A 16,916-nucleotide genomic window follows, 5' to 3' on the forward strand; every position below is an offset into this window, starting at 1 on the left:
CTCAGGCCGCCTTGCGCTGCGCGGCCACACGCTGCGCCACCAGTTCGCGCGTGCGCGGAATCAATTCGCGGCCGTAGTCGATCGCGTCCTCGAGCGGATCGAAGCCGCGGATCAGGAAGGTGGTGACGCCGAGCGCGTGATAGTCGAGCAGCGCATCGGCCACCTGCTCCGGCGTGCCGACCAGCGCGGTGCTGTTCGAGCGTCCGCCGATCTCCTGCGCGACCGCGGTCCACAGCCGCTTGTCGAGCCGCGTGCCATGCTCGGCCGCGGCCAAGAGGCGCTTCGCACCCTCGCTCTGCTGCGGACCGCCGCGGCCGAAGCCCTGCACCACGCGCAGCCGCCGGGTTTCGGTCAGGATGTTGTCGGCGCGCTCCCAGGCCTTGGCTTCGGTCTCCGCCAGGATCGGCCGGAACGAGACCGAGAAGCGCACGTTGCGCCCCTGCTTCGCGGCCTCGGCGCGCACGCGGCCCGTGAGTTCGGCCGCCTGGGCCAGCGATTCGCCCCACAGCGCATAGACGTCGGCATGCTTGCCGGCCACCGGGATCGCGGCTTCCGAGGCGCCGCCGAAATACACCGGCACGTGTGGCCGGCCGTTCAGTGTCTGCACCGGCTTCACTTCGGAGAACGCATCCTTGAATCGGTAGTGCGCGCCCTCATGGTCGAAAGGCTTGTCGCTGGTCCACACCTTGCGCAGCACCTCGAGGTACTCGTCGGTGCGCGCATAGCGCTGGTCGTGGTCGAGCCAGTCGCCGTCGCGCTTCTGCTCTTCGTCGGAGCCGCCCGAGATGTAGTGCACGCCAAGCCGTCCGCCGCTGAACTGGTCGAGCGAGGCGAACTGGCGCGCCGCCAGCGTCGGCGCCACGAAGCCGGGGCGGTGCGCCAGCATGAAGTGGATACGCTCGGTGACCGAGGCCGCATAGGCCACGGTCAGCGTGGCGTCGGGGCTGGTCGAGTGGTGCGGCACCAGCACGCGGTCGAAGCCGGCCGTTTCGTGCGCCTGCGCGAAGGCGCGCACGTAGTCGCGGTCGATCGCCGGGCCGCGCGCGGGGTGGATCTCCGAGACCTTCTGGGCCTGGATCATGCCGATGAATTCGATGCTGTCGCTCATGGGTGTTTCTTCCTTCGATGCAAAAAGTGGTCAGGCCGGGTTGTTGTTGCGCGAGAGGGCGGCGCCGAAGCTGCGGTCCCACAGCGGCGCCACCTCGGCCGGGCCGTCGAGCACGCCGAGCTTCTGGAAGGTGTCGGCCACCTCCTGGTGGCTGCGCACCGCGGCGTTGGTGACCGGGCCCAGCGCGTAGTCGTTGCTGCGGCCGTTGAAGAGCTCGATCAGGTCGCCCACCGGCACCCGCGTCTCTGCCGACTGCGCCTTCGCGTACTCGAGGTAGTTGCCGTTGGCCCAGGCGTAGGCGCGCTGCAGGCGCAGCAGGAAGTCGGTGATGGCGGCATGGCGCAGCGGCTCGTCCACCGCGCGCGGATTGGCATAGACCGGGAAGTTGCCCGAGAGATAGCCCTTGCCGGTCTTGATGGTGCGCGCGCCGTACTGGGTGCGGGCCAGCTGCCCGTTGTAGCCGTAGATGGCCCAGGCATCGAGGTCGCCGCGCGCGAAGGCCGAGAGGCCGTCCGCCGGACTCAGGTTGATGGGCTGGATGTCGTTGAAGCTGAGCCCGACCTCGGCCAGCTGTTTGCTCAGGTAGTAGTGCGCGGTGGTGGCGCGCACGTAGCCGACGCGCTTGCCCTTGAAGTCGGCGATGGTCTTGATCGGTGCGTCCTTGCGCGCCAGCGTCGCCTGGTTGTTCAGGTCTTCATGGATCACGGCGACGAAGCGCACCTTGGCCTTCTGGCGCGCCGCGAAGGTGGCCGGGATCTCGCTGCCCGAGCCAAGATCCAGCGCATCGCCCTGGATGGCCTCGATGTGGAGCACGCCGTTGTTGAGTTCGCGCCAGTCGATCCTGTAGGGTGTCTTGCCCTGGCCCGATGCCTCGAGCAGCGGGCGCCACAGGCCCTTGTAGGTGCCGATGCGCAGCGTGAGGCCGGAGAGATCGGTGGGCGCGGCGGCCTGTGCCCACGGGCCGGCGGCGCCGAAGGCCGCGGCCGTGCCGGCGGCTTGCAGCCATTGCCGGCGCGACCAGGCAGAAAGGATGGATGTCATGGAAAGCGCTCTTCTCGTGGACCTTGGGGAGGCGTGACCGTAATGCGCGCCGCGGCCGAAGAGAACGCAGAAATGCGAGTTTGGATATGCGGGATTCGTCGTTCCCCGCACCCGGCGCGGCCTTTAAGGTGCCGCACCATGAGTTCTCAAGTCCTGCGCCGCCTGCCGGCCGACCCCGCAACGGACGCCGCGCTGCTGGCCCGCCTGTCCGCCCTGTTTGCCGAGACCGCGGCCGACCACGATAGGAGCGGCGCCTTCCCGCGCGAGAACTTCGCCGAGCTGCAGGCGCAGGGGCTGATCGGCCTGGTCGCGCCGCAGGCGCATGGCGGCGGCGGTGCCTCGCTGGCGGCGGCGCGCCGCGTGCTTGCGGCCGTGGCCTGGGGCGAGCCCGCGACCGCGCTGATCCTCACCATGAGCTGGCTGCAGCAGCATGCGATCGGCCGCACCGACAGCCGCTGGCCGGCCCACCTGCGCGAGCGCGTGCTGCGCGATGCGGTGCGTGAGGGCGCGCTGATCAATGCCTTGCGCGTGGAGCCTGTACTCGGGTCGCCGGCACGCGGCGGCCTGCCCGCCACCACGGCGCGGCGCGAAGGCGCCCAGTGGAAGATCAACGGCCACAAGCTCTACACCACCGGCATCGAAGGGCTGACGTGGCTCGCCGTCTGGGCCCGCACCGACGACGAGGCGGCGCCGCGCACCGGCTTCTTCCTGGTGCCGCGCGGCGCGCCCGGCATTCGCGTGGTGGCCAGCTGGGACCACCTGGGCCTGCGCGCCTCGGGCAGCCACGAGGTGCTGTTCGAGGAGGTCGCGATCCCGCTCGATCACGCGGTCGATCTGCGCGCGCCGGCCGAGTGGGCGCCCGATGCCGGCAGCCAGACCGACATCGACGCGCATGCCACGCAGCACGCCTGGATGGTGGTGCTCTTGGGCACGCTCTACGACGCCGCGGCGCGTGCCGCGCGCGACTGGCTCGTCGGCTTCCTGAACCGGCGCGCGCCGAGCTCGCTGGGCGCCTCGCTCGCCAGCCTGCTGCGCGTGCAGGAGCACGTGGGCGAGATCGAGGCCCTGCTGCGCAGCAACCGCGTGCTGCTTGATCAGGCCACGGCCGAGGTCGACGCCGGCCATGCGCCGGCCGCCACCGACAGCGGCCTCTTGAAGTACACGGTCACGAACAACGCCATCCGCGCCGTCGAGCTGGCGCTGCAGCTCACCGGCAACCACGGCCTGGCGCGGCAGAACCCGCTGGAGCGCCACTACCGCGACGTGCTGTGCAGCCGCATCCATACGCCGCAGAACGATGCGATCCTGGTGGGCGCGGGCAAGGCGGCGCTGGGAGTGCGTTCATGAGCTCGCGCCGTCACTTGCTCAAGCAGGGCGCCGCACTCTCGCTGGCCGGCCCGCTGAGCGCGCTGGCGCAAGGCCGCGCGCACACGACCCTGGTGCTCGGCGACCAGGCCGGCGGCCTGCGTGCCTTGTTCGAAGCTTCGCGTGCACTCGAAGGCGCACCGTTCCAGTACCGCTGGGCCAACTTCCAGGGCGCCGCGCCGCTGTTCGAAGCCCAGCGCAGCGCGGCCGTCGACACGGCGGTCGCGGGCGACCTGCCGGTGCTCGCCGCGGCTGTGGGCAGGACGCCGCTCAAGATCGTCGCCACCCGCGTCGGCAAGCCCGAGGCGCTGGGGATCGTGGTGCAGCCCGACTCGCCGCTGCGCCGCGTGGCCGACCTGCGCGGCCAGAGCGTGGTGGTGTCGTCCGCGCGCGGCAGCATCTCGCAGTACCAGCTCTACGGCGCACTCGAAGAGGCGGGCGTGAAGCGCGAGGAGGTCAACCTGCGCTTCGTGCTGCCGACCGATGCGGCGGCCGCCTTCGCCTCGCGCCAGATCGACGCCTGGGCCATCTTCGATCCCTACTACGCGATCGCGCTGCAACAGGGCGGGCGCATCCTGCGCGACGGCGGCGGCATCAACACCGCGCTGGCCTTCATCACCGCGAGCGAGTCGGCGCTGGCCGACGCCGCCAAGCGCGCGGCCGTCGCCGATTTCCTGCAGCGGCTGGGCCGCGCCGGCGAATGGGCCAAGGCCAACGCCGAGGCCTATGCCAAGGTCTATGCGGAACTCACGCGGCTGCCGCTCGAGACCTCGCGCACCATCACCGCGCGCGCGGCCGTGACGGGCCGGCCCGTCAGCGAGGCCGACATCATCGCGCTGCAGGCCGTGGCCGACCGCTCGGCGCGCGACGGCATCCTGCCGCTGCGCGTGGACGTGCGGGCCATCACCGACACGCGGGTCTGGAAACCGGCAGCGTGAGCGCGCTGGCGCCGCTGCGCGAGTTCGTGGTCGATTTCGCCCGCCTGCTCGATACGCATCCCGACGAACCGCGCATCCTGGAGGAGGGCGGTGCGCTGCTGCGCCGGCTGGTGGCGCGCGACGACTGGCTGCCCGATGCCTATGCCCGGCCGCACCCCGAGCGCTACCAGCAGTTCCTGCTGCATGCCGACTCGACCGAGCGCTTCTCGGTCGTCAGCTTCGTCTGGGGCCCGGGCCAGGCCACGCCGGTGCACGACCACACGGTGTGGGGGCTGATCGGCATGCTGCGCGGGGCCGAGTACAGCCAGGCCTACCGCGAGCGGCATGGCGAGTTGCGCCCCGAGGGCGAGCCCTCGTGGCTTGCGCCGGGCGACGTGCAGGCCGTGTCGCCTCGCATCGGCGACGTGCACCGCGTGCACAACGCCTGCGACGACCGCGTGTCGATCAGCATCCATGTCTACGGCGCCAACATCGGTGCGGTGCGGCGCCATACTTACCCTGCGGGCGGCGGGCGCAAGCCCTTCGTCTCCGGCTACTCGAATACGCAACTGCCCAATCTCTGGGACCGATCCGCCGAACTTCACCATCCATGACTGCCACGCTGTCCTTTGTCGCCGTGCGCGCCCACCTGCTTGCGGGCGACGAGATCGCCTTGTTCGACGTGCGCGAGGAAGACCCCTTCGCACAGGCCCATCCGCTGTGGGCCGCGAACCTGCCGCTGTCGCGCATCGAGATCGATGCCTGGCGCCGCATGCCGCGCCGCGACACGCTGATCGTGGTCTATGGCGAGCACGAGGGCATCGACCTCGCGCCGCTCGCGGTCGAGCGCCTGGGCGCGCTGGGCTACACCCAAGTGCGCCTGCTCGAAGGCGGGCTCGACGGCTGGCGCCAAGCCGGCGGCGAGCTGTTTCGCGACGTCAACGTGCCGAGTAAGGCCTTCGGCGAACTGGTCGAGCATGAGCGCCATACGCCCTCGCTCGCGGCCGAGGAGGTGAAGGCGCTGATCGATGCCAAGGCCGACGTGGTGGTGCTGGACGCGCGCCGCTTCGACGAATACCAGACCATGAGCATCCCCACCGCGACCAGCGTGCCCGGCGCCGAGCTGGTGCTGCGCGTGCGCGAGCTGGCGCCAGATCCGGCCACGCGCGTGATCGTCAACTGCGCGGGGCGCACGCGCAGCATCATCGGCACGCAGTCGCTGGTGAATGCGGGCATCCCCAATCCGGTGGCGGCGCTGCGCAACGGGACGATTGGCTGGAAGCTGGCGGGGCAGGTGCTCGACCACGGCGCCACGCGCCGGGCGCCCGAAGCAGGTGAAGCGAACCGTGCCGCGGCGCGGGCTTCGGCGGAAGACGTGGCACGGCGTGCCGGCGTGCGTTGGGTCGATCTCCACGCGCTCGCCACCCTCGAAGCGCCTGGCCGCACGCTCTACCGCTTCGACGTGCGCACGCCCGAGGAGTACGAGGCCGGCCACCTGCCCGGCTTCGCGAGCGCGCCGGGCGGGCAGCTGGTGCAGGAGACCGATCACCACGTGCCGGTGCGCGGCGCGCGCATCGTGCTGGCCGATGACGACGGCGTGCGGGCGCCGATGACCGCGTCGTGGCTGGCGCAGATGGGGTGGGAGGTGCATGTGCTGGCGCCGCAGGCCGCGTCGGCGCGCAGTGACAAGGGTCCGGCACCGGCCAAGGCCGCGACGCCTGCGACCGGCCGCTACCGCCGGCCCTACGAAGGCACCGACGCGCCGCCCGAGGCGATGCAGGCCTACCTCGACTGGGAGTTCGGCCTGGTGGCGCAGCTGGAGTCCGACGGCACGCACGGCTTTCGCGTGCTCTGAATAGGCGCCGCGACGCGGCGGACTAGACTATCTGTCATTAGGAGTTACCAATGGCAGTTACCCAGGCGGCGCTCACCGAAGCGCTCAAGACCGTCCTCGACCCCAACACGGGCAAGGACTTCGTCAGCACCAAGGCGCTGAAAAACCTGCAGATCCACGAGGGCGACGTCTCCTTCGACATCGAGCTCGGCTATCCGGCCAAGAGCCAGATGCCGGCGATGCGCAAGGCGCTGGTGGCCGCGGCCAAGGGCGTGGCCGGCGTGGAGAACGTGTCGGTCAACATCGCGACCAAGGTCATCAGCCATGCCGTGCAGCGCGGCGTGCAGCTGATGCCCAACGTCAAGAACATCATCGCCGTGGCTTCGGGCAAGGGCGGCGTGGGCAAGAGCACCACCGCGGCCAACCTGGCGCTGGCGCTGGCGGCCGAGGGGGCCAGCGTCGGCCTGCTCGATGCCGACATCTACGGCCCGAGCCTGCCCATGATGCTGGGCATCGACCGCCGTCCCGAGAGCGAGGACGGCAAGACCATGGAGCCGCTGGAAAACCACGGCGTGCAGGTGATGTCGATCGGCTTCCTGGTCGACCAGGACGAGGCCATGATCTGGCGCGGCCCGATGGCCACCCAGGCGCTGGAGCAGCTCCTGCGTCAGACCAACTGGAAAGAGCTCGACTACCTGATCGTCGACCTGCCGCCCGGCACCGGCGACATCCAGCTGACGCTCTCGCAGCGCGTGCCGATGACCGGCGCAGTGATCGTGACCACGCCGCAGGACATCGCGCTGCTCGACGCCAAGAAGGGCATCAAGATGTTCGAGAAGGTCGGCGTGCCGATCCTCGGCATCGTCGAGAACATGGCGGTGCACGTGTGCTCGAACTGCGGCCACGTCGAGCACATCTTCGGCGCCGAGGGCGGCAAGAAGATGGCCGCGCAATACAACATGGAGTACCTCGGCGCGCTGCCGCTGGACATCAACATCCGCCTGCAGGCCGACAGCGGCAAGCCGACGGTGGTGGCCGATCCCGACGGCGAGGTGGCGGGCATCTACAAGTCGGTGGCGCGCCGCGTGGCGGTCGGCATTGCCGAAAAGGCGAAGGATTTCTCGGCCAAGTTCCCGACCATCACGGTCAGCAAGAACACCTGATCAAGCGCTCATGAACCTGCTCGCGTCCATGCGCTACCTCAGCGCGCTGCACGAGCACCGCCACTTCGGCCGCGCCGCGCAGGCCTGCCACATCACGCAGCCGGCCTTGTCGAACGCGCTGCGTGCGCTGGAGGCCGAGTTCGGCGTGGTGATCGTCAAGCGCGGGCGCACCTATTCCGGGCTGACGCACGAGGGCGAGGCCGTGCTGGCCGCGGCCCACCGCATGCTGCACGAGAACGAGGTGCTGCAGCAGCTGCTCAAGAGCGAAGAAGACCGTCCGCGCGGCAACCTGCGCATGGCCGCGGTGCCGACCGCGATGCCGATGCTGGCGCGCTTCGCGGGACGGCTGCGGGCGCGCCATCCGGGCATCGTGCCGACGGTGCTGTCGATGAGTTCGCTCGAGCTCGAAACCGGGCTGGAAAACCTGTCGCTCGACCTGGCCCTCGGCTACACCGAGCGCATGCGAAGCGGCGAGGTCAAGCTCACGGCCTGGCCGCAGAGCATCGAGCACTATTACCTGGTGCGCCGGTCGGCGAGCGCCGACCAGCCGGCGCTGCAGTTCGGCGCGCCCATCGCCTGGGCAGAAGCGGGGCGGCTGCCCCTGTGCCTGCTGACGCCGGAAATGCACAACCGCTCCATCGTCGACCAGGCCTTCGCCGATGCCGGCGTCTCGGTGAAGCCGGCCATCGAGACCAATTCGGTGCTGACGCTGGCGCTCAGCGTGAGCGCCGGGGACGTTTGCGCCGTGCTGCCCGGCGGCATGGTCGATGCCGTGCGCAGCCACGGCGAACTGGAGGCGCTGCCCCTGGTGGCGCCGGAGGTGCGCACGCCGATCGGCTTCATGACGCAGACGGCCGTGCGGCCCTCGCGCGCCCTCGATGCGGCGCTGGCGCTGGTCCAGAGCCCGGCCTGGCAGCAGGAAGTCGCGGCGCACAGCGGAGCGCTGCGCGGCTAGTGAGGTGCGCCGCATCATTTCTTTATTGAATCGCCCCATGTGCGGATTCAATTTGCCGAAAACCGCAGGCGGGGCGACAGTCGGGCAGGCCGTGCCTTCGCGCGGCCGGACAGTCCGCAACAACGGCCGAGGCAATGAACTACCCAGGCACCCAGAACGCCGTCCAGGCGATCCCGCTCGCGACCCCCGATCAACTGCGCGAGCGCATCCGCCGCAAGAGCAAGCTCAAGGGCCGGCAGCCCGAGACCGAAGCGCTGGCGGAGGTGCGCGCACTCATCGGCCCGCGGCCCGATGACGGCTGGCGGCGCGACCTGCTGATCGAGCAGCTGCACCTGCTCAACGATGCGCACGGCGGGCTGCACGACCGCCACCTGGTGGCGCTGGCCTCGCTCATCAACGTTCCGATGGCCGAGGTCTACGAGGTTGCGACCTTCTATCACCACTTCGAAGTGCTGCGCGGCGACGAGCAGGCACCCGGGCTCACGATCCGCGTGTGCGATGGCCTGGCCTGCGAGCTGGCCGGCGCACAGGACCTGCTCGCGCGGCTGCCTGCGCTGCTGGGCGCGGCGGGCCGCGACGACGTGCGCGTGATCTCCGCGCCCTGCATCGGCCGCTGCGAGCAGGCGCCGGCCGCGGCGGTGCACCAGCGCGCCGTGCCGCTGGCGACCACCGACCGGCTGCTGCAGGCGCTGGACGCCAGGCCGTCAGTGCCCGAGACCTTCAACTTCGTGCCGGCGGCGCTGGCCGAGAAAAGCGTCTCGCCGCCGCCCGAAGGGATCGCGGAGATCCCCGCCTTCACGGACTACGCCACCTACCGCGCCAACGGCGGCTATGCGCTCGCGGCCGCGCTGGTCAACGGCGAAGAGGACGCCGAGGCCGTGCTCCGCGCGATGGAAGACTCGGGCCTGCGCGGCCTCGGCGGCGCGGGCTTTCCGGCCGGGCGCAAGTGGCGCATCGTGCGCGAGCAGCCGGCGCCGAAACTCATGGCGGTGAACATCGACGAGGGCGAGCCCGGTACCTTCAAGGACCGTACCTACCTCGAGCGCGATCCGCATCGCTTCCTCGAAGGGCTGCTGGTGGCCGCGCAGGTCGTGGGCACCGAGGCCTGCTACATCTACCTGCGCGACGAATACCACGACTGCCGCCGGCTGCTCGAGGCCGAGCTGGCCAAGCTCAAGGCCGACCCGCCCTGCACGCTGCCGCGCATCGAGCTGCGGCGCGGCGCCGGCGCCTACATCTGCGGCGAGGAGTCCGCGATGATCGAGAGCATCGAAGGCAAGCGCGGTGAGCCGCGCATGCGCCCGCCCTATATCGCGCAGGTCGGCCTGTTCGGCCGGCCGACGCTGGAGCACAACTTCGAGACGCTCTACTGGGTGCGCGACATCGTCGAGAAAGGCCCGCAGTGGTTCAGCGGCTTCGGCCGCCACGGGCGCAAGGGGCTGCGCAGCTTCAGCGTGAGCGGGCGCGTCAAGAACCCCGGCGTCAAGCTCGCACCGGCGGGCATCACGGTGCAGGAGCTGATCGACGAATACTGCGGTGGCATGCTGCACGGCCACACGCTTTACGGCTATCTGCCCGGCGGCGCCTCGGGCGGCATCCTGCCGGCGCGCATGAACGACATCCCGCTGGATTTCGACACGCTGCAGCCTTACGGCTGCTTCATCGGCTCGGCCGCCGTGATGGTGCTGAGCCAGCACGATCGCGCGCGCGATGCGGCGCTGAACATGATGCGCTTCTTCGAACACGAGAGCTGCGGCCAGTGCACGCCCTGCCGCGTCGGCACCGCCAAGGCGGCGGCGCTGATGCAGGCGCCGGTGTGGGACAACGCCACGCTGGAAGACCTCGCGCAGGTCATGGGAGATGCATCGATCTGCGGGCTGGGGCAGGCCGCGCCCAATCCGATCCGCTGCATCCAGAAGTACTTCCCCGAGGAGATCGCGTGAACGCTCCCACACGACTTGCCGAAGTGATTCCGCAGACCATCGAGTTCAAGCTCGACGGCCGCGCCGTCCAGGCCTTCGAAGGCGAAACCATTCTTCAGGCCGCGCAGCGCCACGGCGTCGATATCCCGCACCTTTGCTACAAGGAGGGCCTGCGCCCCGACGGCAACTGCCGCGCCTGCGTGGTCGAGGTGAAGGGCGAGCGCACGCTCGCGCCGAGCTGCTGCCGCAATGCGACGGCGGGCATGGAGGTGCAGGCCAGCAGCGAGCGGGCGCTGAAGAGCCAGAAGATGGTGGTCGAGATGCTCTTGTCCGATATGCCGGACCGCGGGTACAAGTGGAACGACGAGGCGGTGGCGAAGGCTGCGAGCCCCCACCCCATCCCTCCCCCTCTGGGGGAGGGCGGGGGTGGGGGCTTCCCCGTCGGCCAGCACGGCGAGCTCAGCGAATGGGCCGAACGCCTCGGAATCTCCGTCCGCCCCGAGCTCAAGGCCCTGCGCCGCGAGCAACCCAAGGCCGATGTCTCGCACCCCGCGATGGCTGTCAACCTCGACGCCTGCATCCAGTGCAACCGTTGCGTGCGCGCCTGCCGCGAGGAGCAGGTCAACGACGTGATCGGCTACGCGATGCGCGGCGGGGATTCGAAGATCGTGTTCGACCTCGACGACCCGATGGGCGACAGCACCTGCGTGGCCTGCGGCGAATGCGTGCAGGCCTGCCCGACGGGTGCCTTGATGCCCAAGAGCCAGATCGGCTCGCAGCAGGTCGACCGCAAGGTCGATTCGGTCTGCCCCTTCTGCGGCGTGGGTTGCCTGATCACCTACAACGTCAAGGACGAGAAGATCGTCAGCGTCGACGGCCGCGACGGCCCGGCCAACCACAGCCGGCTCTGCGTCAAGGGCCGCTTCGGCTTCGACTATGCGCACCATCCGCAGCGCCTGACCAAGCCGCTGATCCGCAAGCCCGGCGTGCCCAAGGACTTCAACGACGCACCGCGGCCCGGCGACTGGCACGACGCCTTCCGCGAGGCCAGCTGGGAAGAGGCGCTCGCGCTCACCGCGGGCAAGCTCAAGAGCCTGCGCGACACGCACGGCAAGAAGGCGCTGGCCGGCTTCGGCTCGGCCAAGGGCAGCAACGAAGAGGCCTACCTGTTCCAGAAGCTGGTGCGCACCGGCTTCGGCAGCAACAACGTCGACCATTGCACGCGGCTGTGCCACGCCTCCAGCGTGGCGGCGCTGCTCGAAGGCGTGGGTTCGGGCGCGGTGAGCAACCAGGTCAACGACGTGGAGCATGCGGACCTGATCTTCATCATCGGCTCCAACCCGACCGCCAACCATCCGGTGGCCGCCACCTGGATGAAGAACGCCGCCAAGCGCGGCGCGAAGATCGTGCTGGCCGACCCGCGCGTCACCGACATCGGCCGGCACGCCTGGCGCACGCTGCAGTTCAAGGCCGACACCGACGTCGCGATGCTCAATGCGCTGATCCACGCGGTGATCGACGAGGGCCTGGTCGACGAGGCCTTCGTCCGCGACCGCGCCAGCAACTTCGAGGCGCTGCGCGAGAACGTCAAGGGCTACAGCCCCGAGGCGATGGCGCCGATCTGCGGCATTCCGGCCGAGACGCTGCGCGAAGTGGCGCGGGCCTTCGCCAAGGCCAAGGGCGCGATGGTGTTGTGGGGCATGGGCATCAGCCAGCACGTGCACGGCACCGACAACGCGCGCTGCCTGATCGCGCTGGTCACGGTCACCGGCCAGATCGGCAAGCCCGGCTCGGGCCTGCATCCGCTGCGCGGGCAGAACAACGTGCAGGGCGCGAGCGATGCGGGGCTGATCCCGATGATGTTCCCCAACTACCAGCGCGTCGACAACCCGGGCGTGCACGCTTGGTTCGAGAACTTCTGGGGCATGCCGCTCGACGAGAAGCCGGGCTACACGGTGGTCGAGATCATGCACAAGGCGCTGGCGCCGGACAGCGATCCGCACAAGATCCGCGGCATGTACATCATGGGCGAGAACCCCGCGATGAGCGACCCGGACCTCAACCATGCGCGCCATGCGCTCGCGAGCCTGGAACACCTGGTGGTGCAGGACATCTTCATGACCGAGACCGCGTGGCTGGCCGACGTGGTGCTGCCGGCCACTGCCTGGCCCGAGAAGACCGGCACCGTGAGCAACACCGATCGCATGGTGCAGCTTGGCAAGAAGGCGCTCAACCCGCCCGGCGATGCGAAGCCCGATCTCTGGATCATCCAGCAGATCGCAAAACGCATGGGCTTGGCCTGGAACTACGAGGGCGAGGAGTCCGGCGTGGCCGCCGTCTACGAAGAGATGCGCCAGGCCATGCATGCGGCCATCAGTGGCATCACCTGGGAGCGGCTGCAGCGCGAATCCAGCGTGACCTACCCCTGCCTGGACGCGGACGATCCGGGCCAGCCGACTGTCTTCATCGACGACTTCCCGACCGCCGACGGCCGCGTGAAGCTGGTGCCGGCCGACATCATCCCGGCCGACGAGCGGCCCGATGCCAAGTACCCCTTCGTGCTGATCACCGGGCGCCAACTCGAGCACTGGCACACCGGCAGCATGACGCGCCGCGCCACCGTGCTCGATGCGCTGGAGCCGATGGCCACGGCGTCGATGAACCAGAGCGACCTGGAGACCCTGGGCCTCCAGGCGGGCGACGTGGTCACGATCCGCTCGCGCCGCGGCGAGGTGGCGATCCACGTGCGCCGCGACGACGGAACGCCGAACGGCGCGGTGTTCGTGCCCTTCGCCTACTACGAGGCGGCAGCCAACCTGATGACCAATGCGGCGCTCGATCCCATGGGCAAGATCCCGGAGTTCAAGTACTGCGCGGTGCAGGTGCTGCGCGGCGGCGTGCCGGTGGCCGCCGCGGGCTATGGAACCGGGGCGGTGGCAACGGTGGAAACGGCGACGGCGCACTGAAAAGCGGCATCGTGATGTGACATTTTTGGCATGGCGAGCGTCTTTCTGACGCCGGACGTCGCACCGCGGGCACGCATGCCAGGCGCGGCCCTGCGCGAGGACCTTGGCTCGAGTGACTGGCATATATGTTGCTGGCCGTAACTTATCCAGCACATAACAACGCCAAGTCAAACGTGGACCAGCCAAAAAACGACAACGACATTTCATTGGATCGCCGCCTCTTCTGCGTGGGCGCAGTGAGCTTCGCAGCCCTGGGAACCGCGGCCTGCGGAGACGGTGGGAGCAGCGGCTTCGGCAGCGCCGGCGCGCTCGGCACCACGCAACAGAATGCGGCGACTTCGACGGCCACGTCCACCGAGGTCGCTGCGACCGAGCCTGTCACCAACTCCACCTTGACGTCGCAAGCGCGAAAGTTCACGCATCCCGGTCTGCTGCACACCGAGGCCGATTTCGAGCGCATGCGAACCAAGATCGCGGCCGGCGCCCAGCCCTGGGTCGACGGCTGGAACGCGCTCACCTCCAGCAGCCGTGCCCAGCTCGGCCGCGCGCCCGTGCCGCTGGCAACGGTGGTGCGCGGCGGCGACGGCGAGAACCACCGCACCATGGTCGAGGACATGGCGCGCGCCTACCAGTTCGCGCTGCGTTGGAAGGTCTCCGGCAACACCGCCTACGCGGACCTGGCGGTGCAATACCTCGACGCGTGGTCGTCGACGATGACGGCACTCAACGGCAACTCCGACCGCTTCCTGGCCGCCGGCATCTACGGCTACCAATGGGCCAATGCGGCCGAGATGATGCGCAGCTATCCGGGCTGGTCGTCCGAAGGCGTCGCGCGCTTCCAGAAGCTGCTGCTGGAGGTGTTCTATCCGCTCAGCCACAGTTTCCTGATCAAGCACAACGACGCGAACATCACCAACTACTGGGCCAACTGGGATCTGTGCGCCATCTGCGCCATCCTGGCCATCGGCGTCTTCTGCGATCGCACCGACCTCTATGACGAGGCCATCGCCTACTACAAGACCGGCCGCGGCAACGGGGCGGCGGCACACAACGTCTACATGCTCCACCCCGGCTACCTGGGGCAATGGCAGGAAAGCGGCCGGGACCAGGGACACGCCACGCTCGGCATGGCGCTGACCGGCCTGCTGTGCGAAATGGCCTGGAGCCAGGGCGAGGACCTCTACGGCTACGGCAACAACCGCTTCCTCGCCGCCGCCGAGTATGTGGCCATGTCGAACCTGCAGGACGGCAACGGCCAGTACTACTCGCCGCCGTTCTCGACCTACGTCAACAGGCAGGGGACTTTCACCGTGGTGTCGACGGCCGGGCAGCCCAACCTGCGCCCGTGCTGGGAGTCGATCTACAACCACTACGTCAATCGCAAGGGGCTTGCGGCGCCCTGGGTGGCGACCATCGCCGCCCAGATACGCCCCGAGCGCAGCGAATGGGGCGGCGACCAGCCGAGCTTCGGCACGCTGACCTACAGCCGCGATCCCGTAGCCGCGGGCACGCCGCCGAGCGGCCTCACGGCCTACGTCACCGCCAACCAGGTACTGCTGTCGTGGTGGGGCAGTGCAGGCGCGACGAGCTACAAGGTCAAGCGCGGCCCTTCGGCGAACGGGCCTTTCGCCACCGTCGCCAGCGTCACCGACCCTCGCACCTACACCGACACGCCGGGCAACGGCGTCTGGCACTACGTCGTCACCGCGGTGAGCGCAAGCGGCGAGAGCAGCGTCTCCAACGTGGCGCGCGTGGCCTTGCCCAGCGAGCTGCGCGCGCAACTGCCGCTGGATGCGGCCAGCGGAACCACGGCCGCCGATGGCAGCGGCAACGGCCAAAACGGCACGCTGCAGGGCGGCGCCAGCTGGGGCGAAGGCCGCAGCGGCGGCCGCGCGCTGGCGCTCGACGGCAGCAGCGGCCACCTCGCGCTGCCCACCGGTGTGCTCTCCAGCCTGGGCGACTTCACGATCGCGCTGTGGGTGTACTGGAATGCCGCCGTCACCAACACACGCGTGTTCGACTTCGGCTCCAGCGACATCGCCTACCTCGCACTGCTGCCGCGCGATGCCGGCGGCTCGATGCGCTTCACGGTGACCGGCACCACCTGGTACGGCGAGCAGAGCATCGTGGCGAGCGCGTTGCCCACCGGCCGCTGGGTGCACCTGGCGGTCACCCTGTCGGGCACCACCGGCACGCTGTACGTTGACGGCGTGGCCGCCGGCAGCAACAACGCGATTGCGCTCGCGCCCTTCCAGCTCGGCGACACCACCCAGAACTGGCTCGGCCGCTCGCAGTACCCGGCCGACCCTTGCTTCAACGGGCGCATGCAGGACCTTCGTATCTACAGCGGCGCGTTGAGCGCAGCCGAGATCGCGGCGCTCGCGGCCTGAAGCGTCGGACGACGCCTGCCGTTGATCTAGGGTTAACCCCTAGGCCCCATCGATTTTAAGTTACAGTAAGTGACTACTCGTTACATGAGCGCCTGACTCACTTACTCGATGGAAAAACCGATTCAACGCCGGCACGCGATCCAACGCCTTGCCGCCGCGAGCGCCGCGCTGGCACTTCCGGCTTGGGCCCAACCGGCGCGCATCGTGCTCGGGCAATCGGCCGCATTCAGCGGCCCGGCCGAGCAGCTGGGCATTCAGATGAACAAGGGCGCGCGCATCTTCTTCGATGCGCTCAATGCCTCGGGCGGCATCAACGGCCGCAGCGTCGAACTGCGCACGCTCGATGACGGCTACGAGCCCGAGCGCTGCAAGGCGAACACCGACAAGCTCATCAAGGACGAGGTCTTCGCGCTCTTCGGCTACGTCGGCACGCCCACCTGCCTGGCGGCGATGCCGCTGGTCGATGCGGCGAAGATTCCGTTCTTCGGCCCGTTCACCGGTGCCGAGGCCCTGCGCGAGCCGTTCCGCAAGACGGTGTTCCATGTCCGTGCCTCTTACTACGACGAGACCGCGCTGATCGTGAAGCAGCTCACCTCGCTGGGCCTCAGGAAGATCGCGGTGTTCCACCAGAACGATGCCTACGGCCAGGCCGGGCTGGAGGGCGTGAAGCGTGCGCTCAAGCCGCTCGCCCTGGACCCGGTGGCCGTGGGCAAGGTCGAGCGCAATTCGGTGAACGTCGCGCAGGCGGTAAAAGACATCACTGCCGCCGGCCCCACGGCCGTGGTGCAGATCGGCGCCTACAAGGCCTGCGCGGCCTTCATCCGCGAAGCGCGCAAGGCCGGCTACGGCGGCACCTTCTTCAACGTGTCCTTCGTCGGCACCGAGGCGCTGGGCGACGAACTCGGCAAGGACGCCCGCGGCATCATGGTCAGCCAGGTGATGCCCTCTCCGTTCTCGACCAACACGCCGATCTCGCGCGAATACCTGGAGGCCGCGCGCAAGGCCGGCCCTGAGGCCAAGCCCAACTATTCGAGCATGGAAGGCTACGTGGCCGCCAAGGTGCTGGCCGAGGGACTTCGCCGCGCGGGCCGCGCGCCGACGCGCGATTCGCTGGTCGCCGGCCTGGAGTCGATCCAGAACGCCGACTTCGGCGGCTTTCGCGTCGACTTCAGCGCCCGCAATCACGCGGCATCGAGCTACGTCGATCTGTCGATGCTGACGCAGGACGGCAAGGTTCGCCTTTGAGCTTGGGAAG

Annotated in this window: 12 protein-coding genes; 10 read left to right on the plus strand and 2 right to left on the minus strand. The window is 69.3% G+C overall.

Annotated features, from left to right (window positions below; translation table 11 throughout):
• Nucleotide 1 precedes the first annotated feature (1 nt).
• Complete coding sequence (locus BLS74_RS11560; protein ID WP_093105942.1) at nt 2-1,108, minus strand: LLM class flavin-dependent oxidoreductase; 1,107 nt, start codon at nt 1,106-1,108, stop codon at nt 2-4.
• 30 nt (nt 1,109-1,138) lie between these two features.
• A complete protein-coding gene (locus tag BLS74_RS11565; protein ID WP_093105944.1) occupies nt 1,139-2,149 on the minus strand; it encodes an ABC transporter substrate-binding protein in 1,011 nt (336 codons plus the stop codon).
• A gap of 138 nt (nt 2,150-2,287) precedes the next feature.
• Between BLS74_RS11565 and BLS74_RS11570 the strand changes: the two genes are divergently transcribed.
• The 10 genes from BLS74_RS11570 (at nt 2,288) to BLS74_RS11615 (ending at nt 16,906) form a co-directional block, all read left to right on the plus strand.
• A complete protein-coding gene (locus BLS74_RS11570) occupies nt 2,288-3,496 on the plus strand; it encodes an acyl-CoA dehydrogenase family protein (RefSeq protein ID WP_093105947.1) in 1,209 nt (402 codons plus the stop codon).
• The gene (locus tag BLS74_RS11575; protein WP_093105949.1) at nt 3,493-4,452 is read left to right on the plus strand and encodes an ABC transporter substrate-binding protein; all 960 of its coding nucleotides are present in this window, start codon (nt 3,493-3,495) and stop codon (nt 4,450-4,452) included. Before BLS74_RS11570 ends, BLS74_RS11575 begins: the two co-directional genes overlap by 4 nt.
• On the plus strand, nt 4,449-5,045 hold the full coding sequence (locus BLS74_RS11580; RefSeq protein ID WP_212733655.1) for a cysteine dioxygenase family protein: 597 nt from the start codon (nt 4,449-4,451) through the stop codon (nt 5,043-5,045). The genes BLS74_RS11575 and BLS74_RS11580 overlap by 4 nt, the downstream gene beginning before the upstream one ends.
• A complete protein-coding gene (locus tag BLS74_RS11585) occupies nt 5,042-6,286 on the plus strand; it encodes a rhodanese-like domain-containing protein (protein ID WP_093105952.1) in 1,245 nt (414 codons plus the stop codon). Before BLS74_RS11580 ends, BLS74_RS11585 begins: the two co-directional genes overlap by 4 nt.
• A gap of 50 nt (nt 6,287-6,336) precedes the next feature.
• Nucleotides 6,337-7,428, plus strand: a complete 1,092-nt coding sequence (apbC, locus tag BLS74_RS11590; RefSeq protein ID WP_093105954.1) for an iron-sulfur cluster carrier protein ApbC — start codon at nt 6,337-6,339, stop codon at nt 7,426-7,428.
• Between the two features lie 10 nt (nt 7,429-7,438).
• Nucleotides 7,439-8,383, plus strand: coding sequence for a LysR family transcriptional regulator (locus BLS74_RS11595; RefSeq protein ID WP_093105957.1), 945 nt, complete (start codon nt 7,439-7,441; stop codon nt 8,381-8,383).
• A 134-nt stretch (nt 8,384-8,517) separates the two neighbouring features.
• Nucleotides 8,518-10,326, plus strand: coding sequence for an NADH-ubiquinone oxidoreductase-F iron-sulfur binding region domain-containing protein (locus tag BLS74_RS11600; protein ID WP_093105960.1), 1,809 nt, complete (start codon nt 8,518-8,520; stop codon nt 10,324-10,326).
• Nucleotides 10,323-13,271: a formate dehydrogenase subunit alpha gene (fdhF, locus tag BLS74_RS11605; RefSeq protein WP_093105962.1), complete on the plus strand. Its 2,949-nt coding sequence runs from the start codon at nt 10,323-10,325 to the stop codon at nt 13,269-13,271. The genes BLS74_RS11600 and fdhF overlap by 4 nt, the downstream gene beginning before the upstream one ends.
• A gap of 206 nt (nt 13,272-13,477) precedes the next feature.
• The gene (locus BLS74_RS11610; RefSeq protein WP_348272423.1) at nt 13,478-15,661 is read left to right on the plus strand and encodes a LamG-like jellyroll fold domain-containing protein; all 2,184 of its coding nucleotides are present in this window, start codon (nt 13,478-13,480) and stop codon (nt 15,659-15,661) included.
• 108 nt (nt 15,662-15,769) lie between these two features.
• A complete protein-coding gene (locus tag BLS74_RS11615; RefSeq protein ID WP_093105967.1) occupies nt 15,770-16,906 on the plus strand; it encodes an ABC transporter substrate-binding protein in 1,137 nt (378 codons plus the stop codon).
• Nucleotides 16,907-16,916 lie beyond the last annotated feature (10 nt).

Source organism: Variovorax sp. CF079 (assembly GCF_900101545.1).
In the GTDB taxonomy this organism is placed as follows: Bacteria; Pseudomonadota; Gammaproteobacteria; order Burkholderiales; family Burkholderiaceae_C; genus Variovorax.

What these genes read in the sequence shown, in the direction of transcription:
- BLS74_RS11560 (WP_093105942.1), bottom strand. Translation starts at nt 1,108, where the DNA reads ATGAGCGACAGCATCGAATTCATCGGCATGATCCAGGCCCAGAAGGTC.
- BLS74_RS11565 (WP_093105944.1), bottom strand. Translation starts at nt 2,149, where the DNA reads ATGACATCCATCCTTTCTGCCTGGTCGCGCCGGCAATGGCTGCAAGCC.
- BLS74_RS11570 (WP_093105947.1), top strand. Translation starts at nt 2,288, where the DNA reads ATGAGTTCTCAAGTCCTGCGCCGCCTGCCGGCCGACCCCGCAACGGAC.
- BLS74_RS11575 (WP_093105949.1), top strand. Translation starts at nt 3,493, where the DNA reads ATGAGCTCGCGCCGTCACTTGCTCAAGCAGGGCGCCGCACTCTCGCTG.
- BLS74_RS11585 (WP_093105952.1), top strand. Translation starts at nt 5,042, where the DNA reads ATGACTGCCACGCTGTCCTTTGTCGCCGTGCGCGCCCACCTGCTTGCG.
- apbC (WP_093105954.1), top strand. Translation starts at nt 6,337, where the DNA reads ATGGCAGTTACCCAGGCGGCGCTCACCGAAGCGCTCAAGACCGTCCTC.
- BLS74_RS11595 (WP_093105957.1), top strand. Translation starts at nt 7,439, where the DNA reads ATGAACCTGCTCGCGTCCATGCGCTACCTCAGCGCGCTGCACGAGCAC.
- BLS74_RS11600 (WP_093105960.1), top strand. Translation starts at nt 8,518, where the DNA reads ATGAACTACCCAGGCACCCAGAACGCCGTCCAGGCGATCCCGCTCGCG.
- BLS74_RS11615 (WP_093105967.1), top strand. Translation starts at nt 15,770, where the DNA reads ATGGAAAAACCGATTCAACGCCGGCACGCGATCCAACGCCTTGCCGCC.